Origin of the sequence: Tenacibaculum aestuariivivum (assembly GCF_964507685.1) — a bacterium.
GTDB lineage: Bacteria > Bacteroidota > Bacteroidia > Flavobacteriales > Flavobacteriaceae > Polaribacter > Polaribacter aestuariivivum.
The window spans coordinates 1593542-1617018 of the sequence record NZ_OZ208414.1 but is presented as its reverse complement, the minus strand read 5'-3'; the positions used below and the strand labels follow the sequence as shown (position 1 = coordinate 1617018).

16 protein-coding genes are annotated in these 23477 nt (G+C 29.4%); 9 read left to right on the top strand and 7 right to left on the bottom strand.

Annotated elements, in window-relative coordinates; translation table 11 throughout:
• Nucleotides 1-12: 12 nt before the first annotated feature.
• Nucleotides 13-708 (bottom strand): response regulator, encoded by a 696-nt coding sequence (locus ACN5J4_RS07120; RefSeq protein ID WP_418649322.1) that lies wholly within the window; start codon nucleotides 706-708, stop codon nucleotides 13-15.
• A 204-nt stretch (nucleotides 709-912) separates the two neighbouring features.
• On the opposite strand from ACN5J4_RS07120, the gene ACN5J4_RS07115 reads away from it, so the two are divergent.
• On the top strand, nucleotides 913-1629 hold the full coding sequence (locus tag ACN5J4_RS07115; protein WP_418649321.1) for a 3'-5' exonuclease: 717 nt from the start codon (nucleotides 913-915) through the stop codon (nucleotides 1627-1629).
• Nucleotides 1630-1706: 77 nt separating this feature from the next.
• Here ACN5J4_RS07115 and ACN5J4_RS07110 read toward each other — a convergent pair whose 3' ends face one another.
• The 3 genes from ACN5J4_RS07110 to ACN5J4_RS07100 form a co-directional block, all read right to left on the bottom strand.
• On the bottom strand, nucleotides 1707-3581 hold the full coding sequence (locus tag ACN5J4_RS07110) for an ABC-F family ATP-binding cassette domain-containing protein (RefSeq protein ID WP_418649320.1): 1875 nt from the start codon (nucleotides 3579-3581) through the stop codon (nucleotides 1707-1709).
• A gap of 75 nt (nucleotides 3582-3656) precedes the next feature.
• Entirely contained in the window at nucleotides 3657-7754 is a 4098-nt protein-coding gene (locus ACN5J4_RS07105) for a GEVED domain-containing protein (protein ID WP_418649319.1), read from the bottom strand.
• A gap of 405 nt (nucleotides 7755-8159) precedes the next feature.
• Nucleotides 8160-11633 carry a M4 family metallopeptidase gene (locus ACN5J4_RS07100; RefSeq protein ID WP_418649318.1) on the bottom strand — a complete coding sequence of 1158 codons (3474 nt, stop codon included), beginning with the start codon at nucleotides 11631-11633 and terminating at the stop codon, nucleotides 8160-8162.
• Between the two features lie 300 nt (nucleotides 11634-11933).
• Between ACN5J4_RS07100 and ACN5J4_RS07095 the strand changes: the two genes are divergently transcribed.
• From ACN5J4_RS07095 to ACN5J4_RS07070, 6 genes are read left to right on the top strand one after another with little or no spacing between them, the layout of a single operon-like run.
• The gene (locus ACN5J4_RS07095) at nucleotides 11934-13595 is read left to right on the top strand and encodes an ABC transporter ATP-binding protein (RefSeq protein ID WP_418649317.1); all 1662 of its coding nucleotides are present in this window, start codon (nucleotides 11934-11936) and stop codon (nucleotides 13593-13595) included.
• Between the two features lie 59 nt (nucleotides 13596-13654).
• Nucleotides 13655-14671, top strand: coding sequence for a sugar phosphate nucleotidyltransferase (locus ACN5J4_RS07090; protein ID WP_418649316.1), 1017 nt, complete (start codon nucleotides 13655-13657; stop codon nucleotides 14669-14671).
• A 40-nt stretch (nucleotides 14672-14711) separates the two neighbouring features.
• Nucleotides 14712-15659 (top strand): tetratricopeptide repeat protein, encoded by a 948-nt coding sequence (locus tag ACN5J4_RS07085; RefSeq protein ID WP_418649315.1) that lies wholly within the window; start codon nucleotides 14712-14714, stop codon nucleotides 15657-15659.
• A 23-nt stretch (nucleotides 15660-15682) separates the two neighbouring features.
• Complete coding sequence (locus ACN5J4_RS07080; RefSeq protein ID WP_418649314.1) at nucleotides 15683-16453, top strand: DUF4292 domain-containing protein; 771 nt, start codon at nucleotides 15683-15685, stop codon at nucleotides 16451-16453.
• Nucleotides 16453-17697, top strand: a complete 1245-nt coding sequence (locus ACN5J4_RS07075; protein ID WP_418649313.1) for a murein hydrolase activator EnvC family protein — start codon at nucleotides 16453-16455, stop codon at nucleotides 17695-17697. The genes ACN5J4_RS07080 and ACN5J4_RS07075 overlap by 1 nt, the downstream gene beginning before the upstream one ends.
• A gap of 14 nt (nucleotides 17698-17711) precedes the next feature.
• A complete protein-coding gene (locus tag ACN5J4_RS07070) occupies nucleotides 17712-18746 on the top strand; it encodes an AI-2E family transporter (RefSeq protein ID WP_418649312.1) in 1035 nt (344 codons plus the stop codon).
• 10 nt (nucleotides 18747-18756) lie between these two features.
• Here ACN5J4_RS07070 and ACN5J4_RS07065 read toward each other — a convergent pair whose 3' ends face one another.
• Both ACN5J4_RS07065 and ACN5J4_RS07060 read right to left on the bottom strand, forming a co-directional pair.
• A complete protein-coding gene (locus ACN5J4_RS07065) occupies nucleotides 18757-19269 on the bottom strand; it encodes an acyl-CoA thioesterase (protein WP_418649311.1) in 513 nt (170 codons plus the stop codon).
• A gap of 59 nt (nucleotides 19270-19328) precedes the next feature.
• The gene (locus tag ACN5J4_RS07060; protein ID WP_418649310.1) at nucleotides 19329-20225 is read right to left on the bottom strand and encodes an SPOR domain-containing protein; all 897 of its coding nucleotides are present in this window, start codon (nucleotides 20223-20225) and stop codon (nucleotides 19329-19331) included.
• 95 nt (nucleotides 20226-20320) lie between these two features.
• On the opposite strand from ACN5J4_RS07060, the gene dprA reads away from it, so the two are divergent.
• Together dprA and ACN5J4_RS07050 are read left to right on the top strand one after the other, a co-directional pair.
• Nucleotides 20321-21424, top strand: coding sequence for a DNA-processing protein DprA (gene dprA, locus ACN5J4_RS07055; protein ID WP_418649309.1), 1104 nt, complete (start codon nucleotides 20321-20323; stop codon nucleotides 21422-21424).
• Nucleotides 21425-21436: 12 nt separating this feature from the next.
• A complete protein-coding gene (locus ACN5J4_RS07050) occupies nucleotides 21437-22522 on the top strand; it encodes a hypothetical protein (protein WP_418649308.1) in 1086 nt (361 codons plus the stop codon).
• On the opposite strand, the gene ACN5J4_RS07045 is transcribed toward ACN5J4_RS07050, so the two are convergent.
• The gene (locus ACN5J4_RS07045; protein ID WP_418649307.1) at nucleotides 22519-23376 is read right to left on the bottom strand and encodes a DMT family transporter; all 858 of its coding nucleotides are present in this window, start codon (nucleotides 23374-23376) and stop codon (nucleotides 22519-22521) included. The genes ACN5J4_RS07050 and ACN5J4_RS07045 overlap by 4 nt on opposite strands.
• Nucleotides 23377-23477: the final 101 nt, after the last annotated feature.

The following is a 23477-nucleotide window of genomic DNA, read 5'->3' as shown; positions in this document are numbered from 1 at the left end:
TAAGGGGTTAATTTATTTTTCTTCTTCTAAAACAAATTTATAACCAACACCTTTAACAGTTTTAAAAAAATCATCTCCAATTTTTTCTCGTAATTTACGAATATGAACATCAATAGTTCTTCCTCCTACAACTACTTCGTTACCCCAAACACTATCTAAAATCACCTCTCTTTTAAATACTTTTCCAGGCTTTGAAGTTAATAAAGATAATAATTCAAATTCTTTTCTTGGTAGTGCTATTTTTTTTGCTCCTTTTAATACTACGTATTCATCTCTATTAATAATTATATCTCCTACTTTTGTAGTTGAATCCGTCTTATCCTCTGTTTTTATACGCCTTAATAAAGACTTTACTTTACTTACTAATACTTTGGGTTTTACTGGCTTTGTAATATAATCATCAGCTCCGGCATCAAAACCTGCCATTTGTGAATAATCTTCACCTCTAGCTGTTAAAAATGAGATTATTACATTTTCTAAAGTTTTAATAGTTCTAATTTTTTCACAAGCCTCTATACCATCCATTTCCGGCATCATAATATCTAATAATATTAAATGCGGAATTACTTTTTTTGCTAATTTTACTGCTTCAGCACCATTGTTTGCTGTGAAAACCTGATACCCTTCAGACTTTAGATTATATCCTACTATTTCTAAGATATCTGGCTCATCATCAACTAGTAAAATTTTAACATCATTCGTGTTCATAAGTCATTTTATATTATGTTATCCAAAAGTAACTATAAAATTATAAACCTTGGTATTTCCTACTTAACTTAACGTTCATTTAATCATTCATAAACCTTAGCTTTAATAATACTACATACCAAAAATGTTTTTATAAGCTTAAATGTTTTTTTGTATATTTATGATAGTATAGTTTCTTATAAAAATTTAATTATAATTTAAAAGATGTTGCAGAAAGTAATCTTAGAAAATATTTTGTTTTTAGATATTGAAACGGTTCCTGAAATGGAATTTTTTACTGATTTATCAAAAGAAAAACAAGAACTTTATACACTAAAAACTGCATATCAAAGAAAAGAAGAAATTGACGTGAAAGATTTTTATCATCGGGCTGGAATTTGGGCTGAATTTGGTAAAATAGTATGTATATCTGTGGGTTATTTTGTAACTACAAAAGAAAAAAGTCAATTAAGGATTACTTCGTTTTTTGGAGATGATGAAATTAATATTCTAGAAAATTTTAAAGAATTACTCAATAAACATTTTAACCAAAATAATAATATATTATGTGCTCATAATGGAAAAGAATTCGATTTTCCATATATTGCTCGCAGAATGATTATTAACGGTATTGATTTACCAAAAAAACTAAATCTATTTGGTAAAAAACCTTGGGAAGTTCCTCATTTAGATACTTTAGAGTTATGGCGATTTGGTGATTATAAACATTATACTTCGTTAAGATTATTAACTAATATTTTAAGAATTCCATCGCCTAAACAAGATATTGATGGTAGCGAAGTAGCAACAGTATATTATAAAGAAAAAAATATGTCCCGTATTGTTGCGTATTGTGAACATGATACCATTGCTGTAGCACAACTCATATTACGTTTTTTAAATAAACCTCTATTAAATAAAGATGATATTATTAAAGTATAAAACACGAAATAAATCAGATAAAAAAACACATTTAAAAGTATTTTGAACGTGTTTTTTTTAGAAATGCTCTTTTAAAATTATTCTCCTTCAATTTTCATTGAAAGCTCAAACCAACGTTCTTCTTTAATCTCTAAAGCTTCGATTGTTTCTTGAAGTTCTTTTGATTTATCGTTAATTTCTTCAGGAGAAAACTCCACATTCATAAACTTTGCTTCAATAAGTTGTTTCTTCTTCTGAAGTTTTTCGATATCTTTTTCTAATAAGCCCCATTCTCGTTTTTCATCAAAACTTAACGCTACTTTTTTAGCTGATTTAACAGGAGCTGCAACTGCTTTTTTAGCTTCATTTTTCACCTCTCTTGCTTCTTTTACTTTAGAATCTTCATAGGCTCTAAAATCAGAATAATTACCAGGAAAATTATCAATAACACCTTCGCCTCTAAAAACAAATAAGTTATCAACAATTTTATCCATAAAGTAACGATCATGAGAAACAACCATCAAGTTACCTGGATAATCTAACAAAAAATTCTCTAATACATTTAAAGTTACCACATCTAAATCATTCGTCGGCTCATCTAAAATTAAAAAGTTTGGATTTTGAATTAAAATAGCACATAAATACAAGCGTTTTTGTTCTCCTCCACTTAATTTTTCAACAAAATCGTGTTGTTTTTTTCTATCAAACAAAAAGCGTTCTAAAAGTTGTCCTGCGGATATTTTACGTCCTTTTGATAACGGAATATATTCACCAAATTCTTTAACAACTTCAATTACTTTTTGCCCTGGTTTTATAACAATACCATTTTGGGTGTAATATCCAAATTTAACTGTTTCACCGATAACAACTTTTCCGCCATCTAATTCGATACCTCCTGTAAGCATGTTTAAAAAAGAAGATTTACCTGTACCATTTTTACCGATAATACCAATACGTTCTCCACGCTTAAAAACATAATCAAAACCGTTTAAAATTACTTTATCATCAAACGATTTATGCATTTTATGAAGCTCTAATATTTTGCTACCTAAACGCTCCATGTTAATTTCTAACTGAACCTCATGCTCGTTACGACGTTTGTGTGCTTTTTCTTTGATTTCATAAAAATCATCGGTACGAGATTTCGATTTTGTAGTACGTGCTTTTGGTTGACGACGCATCCAATCTAATTCTTTTTTAAACAAACTTTTTGCCTTACCTAAATTGGTTGCTTCAAGAGCTAAGCGTTCTTCTTTATTTTGTAAGTAATATGAGTAATTACCTTTGTATTTATATAATTGTCCGTTATCTAATTCGATAATTTCGTTACACACACGCTCTAAAAAATAACGGTCGTGAGTAACCATAAATAACGTAATTTTTTCTTTAGCGAAAAAAGCCTCTAACCATTCAATCATTTCTAAATCTAAATGATTGGTAGGCTCATCTAAAATTAATAAGTCTGGTTTTTTAATAAGTACAATTGCCAGTGCTAAACGCTTCTTTTGCCCACCTGATAGTTTTCCTACTTTTAATTGTAGATTATCTAATTTTAACTTCGATAGAATTTGCTTGTACTGTGTTTCAAAATCCCACGCATTATATTGCTCCATCAATTCAAAAGCTTCTTGAAATGCATCTGCATCATCAGGATTTTCTACTGCTTTTTCGTATTGTTTTATTACTGATAAAACCTTATTATCTGTTGCAAAAATGGTTTCCTCTATTGTTAAATCAATATTTAAATTATCCGCTTGCGATAAATAAGCAATATCAATATCTTTTCTACTAACTACCTGTCCCGAATCGGCTTCATCAACTCCTGCTACAATATTTAAAATAGAGGTTTTACCACTACCATTTTTAGCAACAAAAGCAATTTTTTGATCTTTATTAATTCCAAAAGAAATGTTATCAAATAGCACTTTTTCTCCATAAGCTTTTGCAATGCCTTCAACTGATAGATAATTCATATTTTATATTTTATGCAAAGAAACAAAAAACCCGAGCAAATGCTCGGGTTTTCTTTATTTAATAAGAAATTCTTATTATTTCTTTATTATTTTTGTTTTTAATATTTTTTGCCCATCATTTACCTCTATAATATACATTCCTGCACTTAGGCTTGCTACACTTATTTCAGATAAGCTTATATACCCTTTTTGTACAACCTTTCCTATTGTATTTATAATTTTATACGTTATATTCTTATCTTCAGAAGCAAAATCTACTTTTATAAAATCTATTGATGGATTTGGATACACTATTAAATCTAACTGCTCTTGTGTTCTAATATTTTCGCCTAAAACATTTGATGTAGTTGTATTTAATGGTGTTGATATTATGTTAACTGTATAATCTTCAACTTCTCCATCTCCTAATTTTTCACATGGACTAGATGAGGTGTCAAACTTCATAGAAACACGCATTCTGGTTTCTCCTAATTTAGCATCTAGTGGTATAGTAATATTTGTAATTCTATTTTCGGCACTTGATGAATTACCTGTTACAATTTGCTCTCCTGCATCTGTAAAATCACCATCTTTATTATAATCTATCCAAACTGTAAAATGCTCATTGTAAGTTGACTTTGAAAAACCAGCACTTACAACTAGCTGATTTACACTCCCTAAAGCTACTGTTGCTACTTTTGAAGTAAAATCACCATAACCTCCATTACGACCTGTTTCATTAGTCATTCCTCCAAATGCTACATAATCAATCCACTCGTAAGTTACTCGTGCTCCTTTTGAATTACAATAAGTAACGTCATTTAATAATGTTGTTATATTTAAAACATTACTAGATGCTGATTCATTTCCTGAGGTATCAATTGCCTTTACTGAATATGAATATGAGGTATTTGCGGTTAATCCTGTTATAGCAATAGTTGTATTTGCTGTAGCTCCTATCTTAGTAGCTCCTTCATATACTTCGTAGCCCGTTACTCCTACATTATCCGTAGAAACAGACCAATTTAAAGTTAAGGTAGTTTGAGTAACTTTTGATGCTGATAAATTTGTTGGCACACTTGGGGCAGTAGTATCGTTTTCTGCTTCTCCAATTACAACAGTATAATCCTCAACCTCTCCATAAGGAAAAGAAGCTTCACAAGCTTGTGGTATTGCATTATATTTTAATGCAACTCTCATTCTTGTTTCTCCATTTTTTGCTGATAATGGTACTGTAAAGCTACCTGAAACTGAAGTGTTTTTTGACGCCTCTTTTGTCCAAACTGTTTCTCCAACATCTGAAAAATCTCCATCATTATTATAATCAATCCAAACTGCGTAACCTTCATCATAAATAGCTCCACTCCATTTTGGTGTAATAGTAATTGTATTAGATGTTTCTTTTATTAAATTAGTAGAAACCGATGTATAATCTGAATATCCATTTCCTCCTGAAGTATTACTAATAGCTCCCAACTCTACTTTTTGGATATGCTCATCATTTATACTTGCTCCTTTTGACACACAGTAAATAAGACCTGCTGGTAATGTTGTTATATTTAAAACATTACTTGATGCTGATTCATTTGCTGCAGCATCTACTGCTTTTACAGAAAATGAATATGAGGTGTTTGGGGTTAATCCTGTAACTGCTGTACTGGTATTAGTTGTAGATAGCAACTTAGTTGATCCTTCATACACTTCATAACCTGTTACCCCTACATTATCTGTAGAACCAGACCAATTTAAAGTTAAAGTGGTTTGAGCTATATTTAATGCTGATAAACTAGTTGGAGCACTTGGAGCTTTAGTATCTGACTGATCTGCTACAATTACAACGGTATAATCCTCTACCTCTCCGTAAGGAAAAGAAGCTTCACATGCTGTTGGTATTGCATTATATTTTAATACTATTCGCATTCTTGTTGCTCCATTTGTTGCTGACGAAGGTATAGTAAAACTTCCTGTAACAGATGTATCTTTTGACGGTGATTTTGTAAAAATTGTTTCACCTGCATCAGAAAAATCTCCATCATTATTATAATCAATCCAAACTCCATAACCTTCATCATAAGCACTACCTGACCAATTAGGCGTAATTGTTAGTGTGTTTGATGATCCTTTTATTAAGTTAGTAGAAACTGATGTATAGTCTGAATATCCATTTTCTCCTGTTGACACCTTGTTTATAGTACCTAATACAACTTGTTGAATATACTCATCATTAGCACTATTACCTTTAGAGGTACAGTAATCTAAAGACACATCTGTAGTTGTAAAGTTTACTAAACTACTATAATTAGAGTTACCTGAAGAACACTTACTACGTACTTGCACTTCGTATTCTGTTAATTCTGACAAATCATTTAATGTATTTTCGCTTACTGATACTTCTTCTGTTAACCAAGATGAAGCCGAAATAGCTCTATACCTTACATCGTACGTTGCTCCTGGTACAGTTTTCCAATTTATAACTGCTTTTTTTCCTGAAACCTCCGTAACAGAAACTTCTGTTGGCGTGGTTGCATTACACACTACAGGTACACTTGTTAAACCAGTTACAATTAAACTATAATTTTGACTTCCACCAACTAAAGAACCTTTATTTGTTACTGTAATGGTATAAGTTCCTGAAGCATTGTCTACATCAACTCTTTCATAAGGATCTACATTATTATCTCTTTTAGTGCTTGTTGTTGCTCCTGTTAATTCATACGGAAAATAAGTTACCCCATTTTTAGAAACTCTAATATCTAAATCATTTACTAAAACAGGTGTAGTAGAATTAATTATTGTACTGGTTATACCAGGCCTATCTGTCCAAGAAATAGAGGCTAATAACGGGTTAACTCCATCAGATTCTACTGTAATTGTATAAGTATTTCCAGATGTTAATGTTAACTCTTCTACTTTTGATTGATTTCCTTTATTAGTTATTACTTCTGCTGCTTTTTTAGTATGTAATAAACCCCAACCAAAAACAGCATCGGGTCCAGAAACTCCAGCATCATCAGCAGTATGAAGTGCTAATCCTTTTAAAGTAGCAGCTTTCATAAAATTACCATTACTTAAATTTTTATAATGCTCTTGAAGTAAAAGTAAAGAACCTGCTACATTTGGTGACGCCATTGATGTTCCTGTAATTGAGTTATATGCAGTATCACTACTTTGATAAGTAGAGTATACTCCAGTACCATTACCTGTAATATCTGGTTTAATTCTAAAATCATCTGTTGGCCCTTCACTACTTGAGCTATTAATAAAAACAGAAACTAAATCTCCGTTTGAATTAATAGTTGCATCATTTGCGTTTGCAACTACTAAGTTATTTTTTGATGTTGAATGCCCTGTTAGTTTATCAAAACCATAACCTCCTACTGGATTAGTATTTGCTGAATTATCATACCCATCATTTCCAGCAGCAACTACCATTAAATAATTTGGTGCATTAAATAGTATTTCATCCCAATCTCTAGATTCATCAATATAACCACCAAAATAATATTGAGGTAATTGCACTTCACCCTGTTGATTTCTTGCGGCATAACCATAAGAGTGATTAGATATTAACATACCATTTGAAGCCTCTATTGTAGCTTCGGCTTTATCACTATTCCAATCAAATCCTTTTACTTTTGAATGTGGTGCCATACCTTTTGCGTTTGCATCAACACCTGAAGCCATAATAGTACCTGTTACATGAGCAGCATGAGAGTTTATAGAACCATAATCTCCAGCTGAAAATCTATTCGATCCTCCTGCTCCATCATATTCTTGATGAGAAGCTCTTGCAATACCCCCATCCCATACACGAGCTGTAATTCCTTGTCCCATTAAATTTAACCCTAATGAACCTCCAATATTTAAATGATTTGCTCTTGTTGATTTTGATGCTGAAACATTAAAAGTGGTATAATAAATTGGTTTACCATTAACAACCCTTTGTAACTCCACAAAGCTACCGTCTTTGGTTGTAAATTTAGTTTTCCACCCTTGCTGTTTTGCTATTTGTAACGCCTCTTCTTTCTCTGTTTTTGCTATTTTCTGAAAGCGTCCTTCCAATTGTTGAAGTTTGGTTAAATCGTATTTACTACGAATTTGTGTTACCTCGTTCTTGTTTTGAGCCTGGATCTGAAAATTTAGTCCAAAGACAAAACTAACAAAAACAAGACCTTTTAAACATTTACTATTCATTTTTAAAGGGTTTAAATTATTATAAAAACACATTAACACTTAAATGTTAATATATTAACATGTTACAAACATAAATAATTTTTACCATATCCTTAATAAAAACAACTTAATAATAATAATAATTTAAAAACACACTTAAAAAACACACTTAAAAAACAAATCATTAATTTATTACAGAAGTAAGACCAGCAAGGTTATACATTAATAAATTAAATTTTTATCAGTACTATTTCTAATAAAAAAGTTGTTTTATCATTTTTATTAATTCCTAAAGAAATGTTACTAAATAGCATTTCTTTTTTGTGAATTTCCATAGCCTGCTCGTGCTATTGATAATAAGTAATTTATTTATATGCAAAAAAACCGAGCAAATGCTCGGTTTTTTTACTTAACAAAAAACTCTTATTATTTTTTCAATATTTTTGTTTTCAATATTTTTTGACCATCATTTACCTCTAAAATATACATTCCTGCGCTTAGGCCTGTTACATTTATCTTAGGTGAATTTAAATATCCTTTTTGTACAGTTTTACCAATAATGTCTATAATTTTATAAGTCATATCATTAGTTTTTGATACTAAATTAACTTGTACAATATTTATTGATGGATTTGGGTATACCCTTAAATTTAACCCTTCTTGTTTTCTAATATTTTCACCTGAAATATTAGACATAGCTCCATCTAATTGTGCTGAAGTTATATTAACGGTATAGTCTTCTACTTCACCATCTCCTAGTTTTTCACATGGAGTTGATGCTGCTTCAAACTTCATTGAAACACGCATTCTTGTTTGACCTAATTTAGCATTTAACGGTATAGTAACATTTGTAATTCTATTTAGTTCACTTATAGAGTTACCTGTTACTATTTGCTCACCTGCATCTGTAAAATCACCATCTCTATTATAATCAATCCAAACTGTAAAATGCTCATCATAAGCCCTACTTACAAAACCAGCACTTACAACTAATTGACTTGTGCTTCCTAAGGCTACTGTTGCTACTTTTGAAGTAAAATCACCATAACCTCCATCACGACCTGTTGCATTAACCATTCCTCCAAATGCCACATAATCTATCCATTCATAATCAACTCTAGCAGCTTTTGATGCACAGTAAGTTATATCATTTAATAATGTTGTTACATTAACTTCATTACTTGAAACTGACACATTTCCTTCAGCATCAACAGCTTTTACAGAAAAAACATACGTTGTTGCTCCTGTTAATCCTGTAACTTGCACTGTTGTGTTAGTAGTATTAATTAATTTTACTCCGTCTTGATACACCTCATAACCTGTTACTGCTATGTTGTCTGTAGCTTCAGACCAATCTAAAGTTAAAGCTGTTTTAGCTATATTTGATACCGATAAATTAGTTGGAGCACTTGGTGCAGTAGTATCGGTTTGATTATCTTCAATTACAACGGTATAATCTTCAACCTCACCATAAGAAAATGAAGATTCACAAGCTGTTGGTACTTCATTATACTTTAATACAATACGCATTCTTGTTGCTCCATTTACTGCAGATAAAGGTACTGTAAAAGCACCAACAATAGGAGTGTCTTTTGATGGATTATTTATAAAAACTGTTTCTCCAGCATCAGAAAAATCACCATCTTTATTATAATCAATCCAAACACCACATCCTTCATCATAAATAGTACCAGTCCAATTTGGAGTAATTGTAATTGTGTTAGATGTACCTTTTATTAGTTTTGTAGAAATTGAAGTGTAATTTGAATACCCATTTTCTCCTGTTGATACATTGTTTATAGTACCTAATACTACCTTTTGAATATATTCATCATTTGCACTATTTGATTCTGATACGCAATAATTTAAAGGAGCTATACCTGTTGTTTTAACTGATATATTAGAAGCAACACTACTACCCCCTGTTGAACAATTAGCTTTTACTGTACAAACGTACGTTGTACCACTAACTAAACCCGTAATTGTTTTTGAAATATCAAATACAGTACTCGTTACACCATTAACATTTACAGTATAAGATACTGCATCAGAAATAGCAGACCATGTTAATATAAAGTTATCATCATTAATGTTAGATGCTTTAAAATTAGATGGCGGAGCTAAAGAACAAAGCTCTAAATAAGAATCTCCTACACCAACCGCATACCATGCATTAGTAACTGACTTAACCTCATTACTGTCTTCTCCATATAAATCTGCAGCAGCTATAATTGCACCTGCTCTAGCATCTTGAAATGTTGAATTTGAAGATAAATAATTAGTTTCTAAACGATAAGAAATTTTAGCAGCTTTGGTCATACCAATTGCGTTGACATTAAATGTATTATTTATATCATTTGTTCCAGAACCACCTACGGTTAATAAATAAAACCAATAATTTAACACTCCTGAATTAGTATGAACCCCACAGTAATCATTAGATCTTACTGGTGTACCACAATTAATTTCTTTCCAATATGAACCACCATAAGTATCTGGTTGATATCTGTCATTTGGGTTACTCATAGAGCGTAATGCAGTTGTACCGTAACGTCTACTTATTTCATCTCCTATTAACCAAACAGAAGCATCGGGAGCTAAATCATTTCCATTTCCTTTCGAAAAATGTTCAACAGCTGCACCCCAAATATCAGAAAAACCCTCATTCATTGCCCCAGACTCTCTTTGATATACTAAAGCAGCTGTATTAGAACATACTGCGTGTCCTATTTCATGAGCTGCAACATCTATTGAAGTTAAAGCATCTAAAGTTCCACTTCCTTCACTACCGTTAGATGAACCATCACCATAGGTCATTACCGACCCATTCCAAAAAGCATTATCATAACCAGCTCCTCCTGGCACATCATCATAATGCACAAAACTATTAATAGCTGCTCCTGCATTATTAAAACTATTTCTATTATGTTTACTTTTAAAATAATCATAAGTCATTTCAGCCCCCCAGTGTGCATCTAAGGCAGCGTTATCTTTCAAGTAATTATCAAACTCTGCAGCAGTCCAATTGTTGTCTGCATCAAAAAAATCAGTTTGAGGGTAAACAGGTTCACCTCCACTATTATAAGTGTTAATACCTCCTCCTCTAGTATTATCTCTTAACACATAATTATAACCTAGCAATCTGGTAGTTATAGATCTTGTTCCACTATATCTAGTTGCTGCATTACCTAAAGCCAATGCCTTGGTAAATTTTACAGCTGCTTTTTTAACTACTCCTAAATTTTTAGAAGAGTGAGCATGCTCATCCAAATGTTTAATTGTTGCATTAAAAAATAAAGCTTCTCCTGTATGAGCATCTATATATAAGTCTCCTCTACTTAAAGGCTTTACAGCGTAAATATCAAACTTATAAGCCAACTTTGCTGTTACTGTTCCTATAACTTCTTTGGGAAGAATTAACAACTCTCCTTCTGGTTTCTTATAGCCTCCTAAGTTTTTTGCTTGTTCTGGAAGTTCCCAAAGATATTTTTGAGCTCCAGTATGAGTTATAGCACTATTAAAAGCAGCTTGTTTCGATAATTTTGGTACAATATTAACTTTACCTACATCATAAAACTCACCCCCCATTGTTGTTAACATACCCTGGTTTGCGTGAGCCGTATAAGTAGCAAATTCAACCTTAATACCTTGAAATTCTTGTTGAAATTTTTCATGTGTAAAACCTAAATTATCAACTTCGGTTTTAACCTTTTTAAGGTTATCTTTAGTTGTTAATTTCAATTTTTTTCTAATTAAATCAGGAGCTTTTTGCAATGATTTCTTACTAGACTTCTCAAATGTAATTTGTTTTAACCCTCTGCTTTCTTGGGCTGTGATTGATGTTAATCCTGCTAATAAAAAAGAAGACAGAAACAAACTTTTTAAATAATTGTGGTTCATTGTTTGAAGGGTTGAATTAATTATAATTAATGATGATGGGTTGTTTTAACAATCTTCATTAACATTTCTTCATTAAGTTTACAAATTTAAGTAAAAAATAAACTATTCTTAATTTTTTAGATAAAAAAAATCATTTTCACAAAAACATAGGTTAAATATTGATTATTACTCACCAAAAACAACACCTAAACTCTTTTTATTTTTTACAGCTTTACTTTTTTTATTTCCTAACATTTAACCTTGTATATGTAAAAACATCATTAATTTAATAAATTGTATTTTTATTGAAATTTTACAACCATGCTTCAAGTTAAAAATTTAGAAATAAGTTTTAAAAATGCACCTTCAGTTATTAAAAACATTTCTTTTAAAATAAAAGAAACAGAAATACTAGGTATTGTAGGTGAAAGTGGAAGTGGTAAATCAATAACATCACTGGCGATATTAGGTCTCTTACCTAAATCTGCCAAAATAAAAGGTGAAATTTTATTTCATAAACATAATTTAATAACCTTTAGCCATAAAGAATTTCAAAAAATAAGAGGCAGTAAAATAGCAATGATTTTTCAAGAACCTATGAGTTCTTTAAATCCTACGCAAACTTGCGGAGTTCAAGTTGCTGAAATTTTACAACAACACACTAACTTATCTAGTAGCCAAATAAAAGAAGCTGTAATTTTACTATTTACAAAAGTTAAACTACCAAGACCAAACATTATTTTTAATACATATCCGCACCAAATAAGTGGCGGACAAAAGCAACGCGTTATGATTGCTATGGCTATAGCTTGTAAACCAACACTTTTAATTGCTGATGAGCCTACAACTGCCTTAGATGTTACCGTTCAAAAAGAAATAATTTTACTTTTAAAAGAGCTACAGCAAGAGTATAAAATGGGTATTATTTTTATTTCTCATGACTTAGGGTTGGTTTCTGAAATTGCAAATTCAGTAGTGGTAATGCATAAAGGAAAAATAATAGAACAGGGAAAAACCGATGCTTTATTTCTTAACCCTAAAAAAAACTACACCAAAGCATTAATAAACTCTAAGCCAAATATTAATAAACGCTTTAAAGTACTACCAACGGTTATCAATTTTATTAATAATTCTGTAAATACAACTTTATATACTAGTAAGGAAAGGGCTGAATTTCATCAAAAAATATATGCAAAAGCTCCACTTTTAGAAATTAAAAATTTACATACTTATTTTGTATCTAACGCTTCTTGGTTTTCAAAAAAAACTACAATAAAAGCTGTAAATAATGTTTCTTTTAAAATTTATGAAGGAGAAACAGTGGGGTTAGTAGGGGAGAGTGGTTGTGGAAAAACCACCCTGGGTAGAACCATTTTACAATTAGAAAAAGCTACTTCCGGAAAAATAATTTATAACGGAATTGATATTACCAAACTTTCAAAAAAAGATTTTAAAAAAATAAGAAAAGACATTCAAATTATATTTCAAGATCCTTTTTCATCATTAAACCCTAGAATTACTATTGGTAACGCTATTATTGAGCCTATGAAAGTACATAATATATTAAATTCTTTTAAAGAAAGAAAAGAATATGTATGCAATTTACTTGAAAAAGTTGGTTTAGATATAACTCATTTTAGCAGATATCCACATGAGTTTTCTGGCGGACAACGACAGCGGATTGGCATTGCACGAACTATCGCCCTACAACCTAAATTAATCATTTGTGATGAATCAGTTTCAGCTTTAGATGTATCAGTACAAGCACAAGTTTTAAACTTATTAAACCAACTAAAAGCTGAATTTAATTTTACCTACATATTTATTTCACATGATTTATCAGTAGTAAAATATATGGCTGATCAATTAGTTGTAATGAATAAAGGTAAAATTGAAGAAATTGCAGATGCGGATGATATTTATAATAATCCGAAGAAAAAATATACAAAAAAATTAATAGCCGCAATACCAAAAAAATTGTAACTTTTTTCAATACTTTATTAATGGTATATTGCAGCGTTCAAAACGAAAACTAAAAAAATATGAAAATCATAGTTCCAATGGCCGGAATTGGGTCTCGTTTAAGACCCCATACACTAACAACCCCAAAGCCATTAACAGTTATAGCAGGTAAATCAATTGTACAACGTTTGGTTGAAGATATTACATCGGTTGTAAATCAACCTATTGAAGAAATAGCTTTTATAATTGGTACTGCTGCTAAAGGTTTTCCTACGGATACTAAAGATAAATTAATACAAATTGCCGAAAGTTTAGGTGCTAAAGGTTCAGTATATGTTCAAGAAGAAGCTTTAGGAACTGCTCATGCAATTTATTGTGCAAAAGAATCATTAAACGGTTCATGCGTAGTCGCTTTTGCTGATACTTTATTTAAAGCAGATTTTACTTTAGATGCCAATGCTGATGGTGCTATTTGGGTAAAACAAGTAGCAGACCCAAGTGCTTTTGGAGTCGTAAAATTAAAGGATGGTTTTATTACTGACTTTGTTGAAAAACCAAAAAAATTTGTTTCTGATTTAGCAATTATCGGAATTTATTACTTTAAAGATGGTGATAAACTTCGTGAAGAAATAAAGCATTTAATAGATAATGATATTAGACCTTCTGGAGAATTTCAATTAACAGAAGTTTTAGAATCGTTAAAACAACAAGGAGCTAAATTTATTCCTGGAAAAGTAGGTGCATGGATGGATTGTGGTAAAAAAGACCCAACGGTTGATACTAACAAACAAGTTTTAGGTTTTGAACAAGCTGAGGGCAACAATTTAGTTAATGATAACGTTATACTAGAAAACTCAGAAATTATTCAACCTTGTTATGTTGGTAAAAACGTAATTTTAAAAAACACCAAAATAGGTCCTTATGTTTCAATTGGTGAAAATAGTGTTGTTGAAAATTCAATAATAGTAAATTCATTAATTCAAACAAATGTACATATATCTAATGCTAAATTAGATAATGCAATGATTGGTAATCATGCAAAATACAACGCTAATTATACATCAGTAAGTATAGGTGATTATACAGAACTTACATAAAAAAACAACATTAAAAATAGAGATAAATACCTATGTATTTTTGTCTCTATTTTTAATGTTGTTTACTATTTCATCTATAAAGGCACAAGATAGCATTCCTACTAACATTGATATTTCTGAAAAAAATAACATTGAATTTCAAAATTATTTCTTTAAAGCACTCTCTCAAAAAGCTATTTTTAATTATAAGACAGCTATTGAGTATTTAAATAATTGTAATCAAATAACACCTAATAATAAATCAGTATTATTCGAACTTTCTAAAAATTATTTAAAACTTGGTAATAATATGCAAGCTTTAGAATATATTGATTTAGCACTTTATAAAACACCCAATAACATATGGATGCTAGAGCATAAAGTTACAATTTTAAAAAGGCTTGCCGACTTTAATGAAGCTATAAAAGTTCAAGAAAAAATAGCGAAAAAATACCCTAATAAAAAATCCCCTTTAGTATTTCTGCATTTACAAAACAACAATATTAATGAAGCTCAAAAAATATTATTAGAGTTAAAAGAAGCTAAATTATTAAATTCAAGGCTACGAGAAATTGAAAAAAGGTTAAACAATAAAAAAAGTAGTATAATAACGCATGTACAAAAAACTAAAATAGAAGCTTCAAATACCGATTTACTTGCTATTTACGAAAAAGAAAAAAACTTTAAAAATTTAAAAAATTTATTAATTGCATTATCAAATAAAACAAATTCAAATAATAATGATAATGATTTGATAAAATACAGCACACAAGGGCTGACTTTGTTTCCTGCACAACCTTTTATTTATTTAGTAAACGGCAAAGCACTTAACAATAAAAAAAAATATAAGAAAGCTTTACATAGTTTACAAAACGGCATTGATTTTGTAATTGATAACACTGAAATTGAAGCAAAATTTTATTTAGAAATGACAAAGGCCTATAAAGGTTTAAATAATATTGCAAAAGCTAATATTTTTAAAAATAAAGCCATTAAAATTTTAAAATAGTTGTCTTCACTACTACAAAATACATGAAATATTTTTTTATACTTAGTATCTTTTTTTTAAGCTTTTCAGCTTGTACATCGAATAAAAAAGCAATCAATAATTTAACAAATATTAAAGAAATGTCAGCTCGTAAAGTAGCTAAAAAACATGTTTCTTCTAATTTTGATAAAAAAACGGTAGACGCACGATTAAAAGTAAATTATAACGACAAGGAAGAGAAAATTGCATTTTCTGTTCGAATGAAAATAAAAAAAGGTGAAATTATTTGGCTAAAAGGAACTAAATTTATTACTGTTTTTAAAGCAAAAATTACACCTAATAGAATACAATTTTATTCTCCCTTTTACAAAAATTATTTTGATGGTGATTTTGCAATGTTAAAAAAAATATTAGGTGCTAATATTAATTTTGAACAATTACAAAATATGTTATTAGGGCAATCATTTATTAATGTAAAAGAAGAACGACAAAATGTTGAAATTAGCGCCAAATCGTACCAACTATCACCTAGAAAACAATCAGAATTATTTGAGTTATTTTTTTATATAAATCCATTGCATTATAAATTAAACAAACAATCTATTGTTAATGTAATTAAAAAGCAACGATTAGATATTTCATATCCAACATACTCTAATAATAAAGGCGTGTTCTTTCCTGAAAGAATTAATATAAATGCTAAACAACCTAAAAAGGTTACAAATATTGATATTACAACACGCTCTGTAGAATTCAACACTAAGTTAAATGTTGATTTTAAAATGCCTAGAGGTTATAAAGAAATTAAATTATAATGAAAAAAATCTATGTACATCTCTTTTTTTTATGTTTCTTTTTAACTAATTTTTCTTTATATAGTCAAGAAAGAAAAACGTTAGAAAAAAAACATGAAATGCTTAAAAATGAAATTAAGCAAATTAATACCTTATTATTTAAAGCAACCAAAAAAAAAGGAAATGCTTTAGATGATTTAAAAGATTTAACTCATAAAATAAACACTAGAACTCGCTTAATTAATGCTATTGAATTAGAATCTCAACAATTATCAGAAGAAATAAAAGAAAATGAAAAACAACTTGCTGCTTACAACGAGGAACTAAAAAAATTAAAGGAAGAATATACCGCTATGGTGGTTAAAACCTATAAAAGTAAATCTAGTCAAAGTAAAACCATGTTTTTATTATCTTCTAAAAGCTTTCATCAAGCTTATAAGCGATTAAAATACATGCAGCAATATAATGATTATAGAAAAAAGCAAGGAGAAGATATTGTTTTAAAATTAACTGAAATTGAAAAAATAAACAGTACTCTACTACAAAATAAAAAAGATAAAGAAATTTTAATTGCTGATAAAAAATTACAAAAAGAAGAAATAGAAACTGATAAAAAAAGACAAGAAGTTTTAATTACCAAAATAAAAAAAGAAGAAAAAAAATACAAGAAAGATTTACAGTTAAAAATAAAGGAAGAAAAACGAATTACTGAACGTATTGATAAACTTATTCGAGATGCCATTGCAAAAGCTAATAGAGCTAAGAAAAAAGCTAGAGAAAATGCTAAAAACACAGTTAAAAAAACAACTAAAAAAAACACCACTACTTTTGTTTTAGATGCTGCTGAAAAAAAATTGTTAGCTAATTTTGAAGAAAACAAAGGTAGTTTGCCATGGCCTGTAAACGGAATTATTACACGAAAATTTGGAATTCAACCACACCCAACATTTTCTGGAATTAGTATAAATAGCCCAGGACTACATATAGTAACACAAGCAAATACTGATGCAAAAAGTATTTTCAATGGTAAGGTATTGGCTTTACAATCACAATCTGGAGGAAAAAAATCGGTATTAATACAGCACGGTAATTATATTTCTGCCTATAATAATCTAGAAAAAGTATACGTTAAAAATGGAGAAACTATAAAAACAGGCGATAAATTAGGAAAAGTTTTTACTGATAAAGTGTCCGGAAAAACTGTATTACTATTTGTTTTATTTAAAAATACCTCAAAACTAAATCCTGCAAAATGGATTCGTTAACGCGATATACATAAATGAAAAATTCAGCAAATTTTATTATCATTATTGTTGTAACCATAGCTACACTGGTTCTTGGTAAAGGAATCATTATTCCATTTATTTTTGCCTTAATTTTTTGGTTTTTGACACGTGAAATTCGCAAATCTATTTATAAAATACCTTTTGCTAAAAAATTTATACCCATATGGTTAAGTAATATTTTTGTTTTCACCTTTATTATTTTAGGATTTAGTTTTATCTCTGAAATTATTACCAATAGTATTATTGACTTGTCTACATCATATTCAAAATACGAACCAAATATTGAAATAATTATTACAAATTTAAACACGTACTTTCATATTGATATTGTAAAGTCTATAGAATCAGTAATAGGTGATTTTAATTACGGTACTGTTTTAGGAGAAATTGCCAATGCAATTAGTGGTTTATTAGGTGATACTTTTATGATTATTATTTATGCGCTATTCATGTTTTTAGAAGAAAGTAGTTTTAAAAAGAAACTAACAAAAGTGTTTTATGGTAAAGAAAATAAGAATGCTAGTATGCAATCTATGCTATCAAAAATTGAAATCTCAATTTCAAATTACCTTCGCTTAAAAACATATGTAAGTTTACTTACAGGTGTTTTAAGTTACTTTATTTTATCATTAGTTGGGGTAGATAGTGCTCCTTTTTGGGCTTTTTTAATCTTTTTATTAAATTATATACCAACAATTGGGTCGTTAGTAGCTACGGTATTTCCAGCTATTTTTAGTTTAATACAATTTGGTGAATTAACACCTTTTTTAATTGTATTACTAGCAGTAGGTGCTGTTCAAGTAATTGTAGGTAATGTTATTGAACCTAAGGTTTTTGGAAAATCATTAAATTTAAGCCCACTAGTAACTATATTATCATTAGCTGTTTGGGGTAAAATATGGGGTATAACAGGTATGATTTTAAGTGTACCTATTACTGTAATTATGATTATAATATTTTCTCAATTTGAAAAAACGAAATCAGTTGCTATTTTTTTATCAGAAGATGGTGAAATAGATGAAATATAACTCTTATTTATTACTCTAAGAATAAGGCTTTTAATTCTGTTGCTTCTTTAGGATTTAATTTACCTGCTAAAACTAAACTTAACTGCTTTCTACGTAAAGCACCTTCGTAACGCTTCTTTTCTAATTCCGTTTCAGGAACTATTTGAGCAACAGGTACAGGTCTACCAGTTTCATCAACAGCAACAAAAGTATAAATACCTTCATTTACCTTAGTTTTTACGCCTGATTGACGATCTTCGGTCCAAACATCTACATATATCTCCATTGATGACTTAAAAGCCCTTGAAACCTTTGCTTCAACGGTAACAACACTACCTACAGGTACGGCTTTAGAAAAAGCTACATGATTTACAGAGGCAGTAACCACAATTCTTCTAGAATGACGACGAGCAGCGATACTACAAGCTCTATCCATACGAGCTAATAACTCACCTCCAAAAAGGTTATCTAAATAATTAGTTTCTCCTGGTAAAACAAGGTCAGTAAGTACTGTTAATGATTCCGTAGGTGTTTTAGTTGTCATCAATTTAATTTTGATGCAAAGATATACATAAAGCTATGGGCAAGTTATTTAAAATTTAATTATTTAATTAACAACCAAGCATCTTGACTAACTGTTTCTTGAATAATTTTTAATGCTTTACGAGCTTCATCTTTAGAATTAAAGCTTTTAAAAGTTACCTGAGTTAAGCCAAACTTATTTTTCCCTATTATTTCAGCATCATAACCTAATTGCTTTAATGCTATTAGTTTAGCTTCAGCATTTTCAACTTCTTTGAAAGCTCCAGCAATAATATGAAAATTATTGACCTCTTTTTTGGTAACACTCAAATTAATAGTAGGTAACGGCTTATCAATTACAAAAGTTGCTGACTGGATTTTTTTTTGTTCTGAATTTTGTTGACTCGCTAATAAATTATTTTCTCTATTATTTTGAAACCCATTCCAACCTATATATCCAAGCCCAATTAAAATAGCCGCTGCAGCAGCATACCTTAATAACACAACTGGCTGTTTTTTTTCTTTTTCAACTATAGGTAAAAGTTTTACCTGCTCTTTAAACCTCTTTACAGTATTACTATTCACTTCTGATAATCCGAAAGATGCTACTAAAAAATTAGAAGTTACATTAGGTTCAAAAACAACTTGTTTTGCTTCATTTAAACCCAACGTACCAACTAAAGCAACTTTAACAGCTCCAGTTTCTAGGGTAATTTTCCAAGCCGAAACTTCATTTTCAATAAACAATAATGCTTCTTCAAACGAAGTTTTCATATTAGAAGCTATATAATTTGCCAATAAACCATCATTATGCTGTAAGTATGAATTAAAGGTAATTTGTTTTTTTGGAGGGTAAAATGTTTGGGTTATATCATTCCTTTTAGCACCTATTTTATTGGTTACAAAACCTCCAAAATCAGGAACAATTACGCAATCATATCTGTATAATAAATCGTTTATATAGTCAGCTAATGTCATAGTAACAAAAGTAGTTTTTTTACGCAATAATTTCTAATTTGTGTTTAAATTTTATCAACAGTTTTTTTGTACATTGATAATCAAATTATTGCTATATGAAATTTGAAAAATTACTAGCTATTTTAAGACTACAAGCTACTAAAAATGTGGGCGATGTTTTAGCTAAAAAGTTAATCACTGCCACAGGTAATGTTGAACAAGTGTTTAAAGAAAAACCTAGTTCATTACAAAAAATAAATGGCATAGGTAATCATGTTATAAAACATTTACTTAATATTGAAAACTTAAAAATAGCCGAAAAGGAGTTGAATTATATTGATAAAAATAATATTCAATATTCTTATTTTTTAGATAATGATTATCCTCAAAACTTAAAACATTGTATTGATGCTCCTATTTTGTTTTTCAAAGATGGAAACATAAACCTCAACAATCAAAAAATTATATCAATAATTGGAACTCGAAAAATAACCTCATACGGGCGTGATTTTTGCAATCAACTTATTAACGACTTATCTAAATATAATCCAATAATTATAAGTGGTTTTGCTTATGGTGTAGATATTTGTGCTCATAAGCATGCTATTAAAAATAACCTTCAAACAATTGCTGTATTAGCTCATGGTTTAGATCAAATTTATCCTAAAACACATAAAAAATATATTACTGAAGTAACTAAAAATGGAGGGTTAATTACTGAATTTTGGCATAATGAACAACCGCTACGAGAAAATTTTTTAAAACGAAATAGAATTGTAGCAGGTATATCTAAAGCTACAATTGTTATAGAATCTGCAGAAAAAGGTGGTTCATTAGTTACTACCGATATTGCAAACTCTTACAATAGAGATGTTTTTGCTTTACCAGGTAGGGCTACCGATATATACAGTAAAGGCTGTAACAGCCTTATTAAAAACAATCAAGCACATTTATTAACATCTTCTGAAGATATTATAAAAATGTTAAATTGGGATCTTAAGGAACCCAAAAATAATATCCCCATACAAAAACAATTATTTATTAATTTAAATGATTCTGAACAAAAAGTATACAATTACTTAGAAAAAAATGGTAAACAATTATTAGATGTTATTGCCTTAAAATGTGAAATACCAGTTTATAAACTATCTTCTATTTTGGTTCAAATGGAACTTAAAGGTGTTGTAAAACCTTTAGCTGGAAAATTGTTTGAGGTTTAGTACCTTTGAATTATGTCTGAAGAAAAATTAATATCTCAAAGAAAACCTGCATATCCTGTTAATAAAAAGCTAGCTCTTTATTTAAAAAGGCATAACCGAACCATTCAAATTCCTATTTTTTATGATGATTTATTGCGTTATCAAGGCGCTATAACAGTGTATGATAAAAACGATAATGACACGCTGTGGGTACGAGTTTATTATAACGAATTTGAACGAGAAGAAATAGACCTAAGTTTAAAAAAAGTATATAATATATTACACTCAAATGGTACAGATGCAAGTATTAAACATTTAAATGTTGATGCGGTAGATTTTTGCACCTTTGGTAATTCTCAACCTTTTAGAGTAAAAGTTCGTAATATTTTAAATGATAATTACACATATTTTTATGTTAAAAAAACAGATGCTTCTCGTATTTATGGTTTAGAGTTAGAGGATATTTTGTCGCCCTACAACTTAAATTTTTTAGTATATAAAGACACGTTAATTGAAGAACATATTTCTGGTATTCCTGGAGATGTTTTTATAAAAGATTATTTAGATGATTGCCTAGATATTGAAAAAGCACAATTAGCTAAAGAGTTTGTAAAGTTTAACGAACGTTGTATGATTCGTTTACTAGGCGATATGCGTTCATATAATTATGTAGTAGTACCTACACACGATTTTGAAAATGTAGTCTATAAAATTAGACCTATCGACTTTGATCAACAATGTTATGAAGGAAAATTTAAAGTCTATTATCCACAGTTTTTCAAAGAAAATTTAAAATTTGTACAATTAGTTTCAAATAAATTAACGTCAGATTCAGTTGAACAATATCAATTAGAAGAACGCTCTATTGTAGCAAAACGAATTTTAGGATCTCGATCTCGCTTAAACAGGCTATTAACAGCCATGAAGTCAGATACTATTTCAATTCCTAAAAACATTAAAAAATTAAAAAGTGAAATTTTTAACTTTACTGGTGATATTAATTTTAGAGATAGTGATGGAATGGGAGAAGTATTAGATAGCGCCTTAACCTTTGTGCGCCGAAACTACGAAGATGTAACCATAAAAACTATTATACAACAACAGCAAAAGCTATATTAATTTTTACTTCTAATACTCTCAATAATTACAGTAGCTAAAATTAAACTTCCGCCCACAAAAGTATTCCATGTAGGAATTTCATTTAAAAAAATAAATGCCAAAATAATGCCAAAAACAGGTTGTACACTACTAATAATACTTGATGCTGAAACCGTAAAAAACTGTAAAGAATGCACCATTAAACTATGTCCAATAGCAGTAGTTAAAAGTGCTAACAACAATATATATGGATACTGACTTTCAAAGCCTGAAATATCCATAAAAAATAGCACAGGTAACAAACAAATTGAAATAATTAAGGTTTGATAAAACATTAACATAATTCCGTTATATTGAATTACGTATTGTTTTAAAATTAAAATTCTGATCGCATAAAATAGGGCAGAGAGCAAGCCAAATAATATTCCTTGTACATTAGAACTTTCTAAATTAAACTCAGGGGCTAAAATATAAACTCCAAACAATACCATAACCCCTAAAACAATGTAAACAGCATTAAATTTTACTTTAAAAAACAAAGGTTCTAAAAAAGCAATTATTACAGGAAAGGTATATAAAGACAGCATGCCTATAGCAACACTCGATAATTTCAATGCATAAAAATAAGTAATCCAATGTGCAGCCATAAAAATTCCACTAATAATAAAAGGCACTACATGCTTACTTGATTTTATAGTTAAATCAATGTTTTTAAACTTACAAAAAGCATATAAAATTAACATTGCTACTATTGAACGAGACCAAATAATTACTTCAGAAGGCATAGCTATATGCTTTCCTAAAACACCTGAAGTACTAATAAATAAAGTAGCCAGTAATAAACCTGATAAATTTTTTGAATATGTATTTTGCATTATTATTGTAAATTTTATAGTAAATAAATGTCTTAAATATAAAATTAAAAACATAATTTGAAGCCTTTACCCGCTTTTCGCACTCGCTCTGTTCGAGGAGC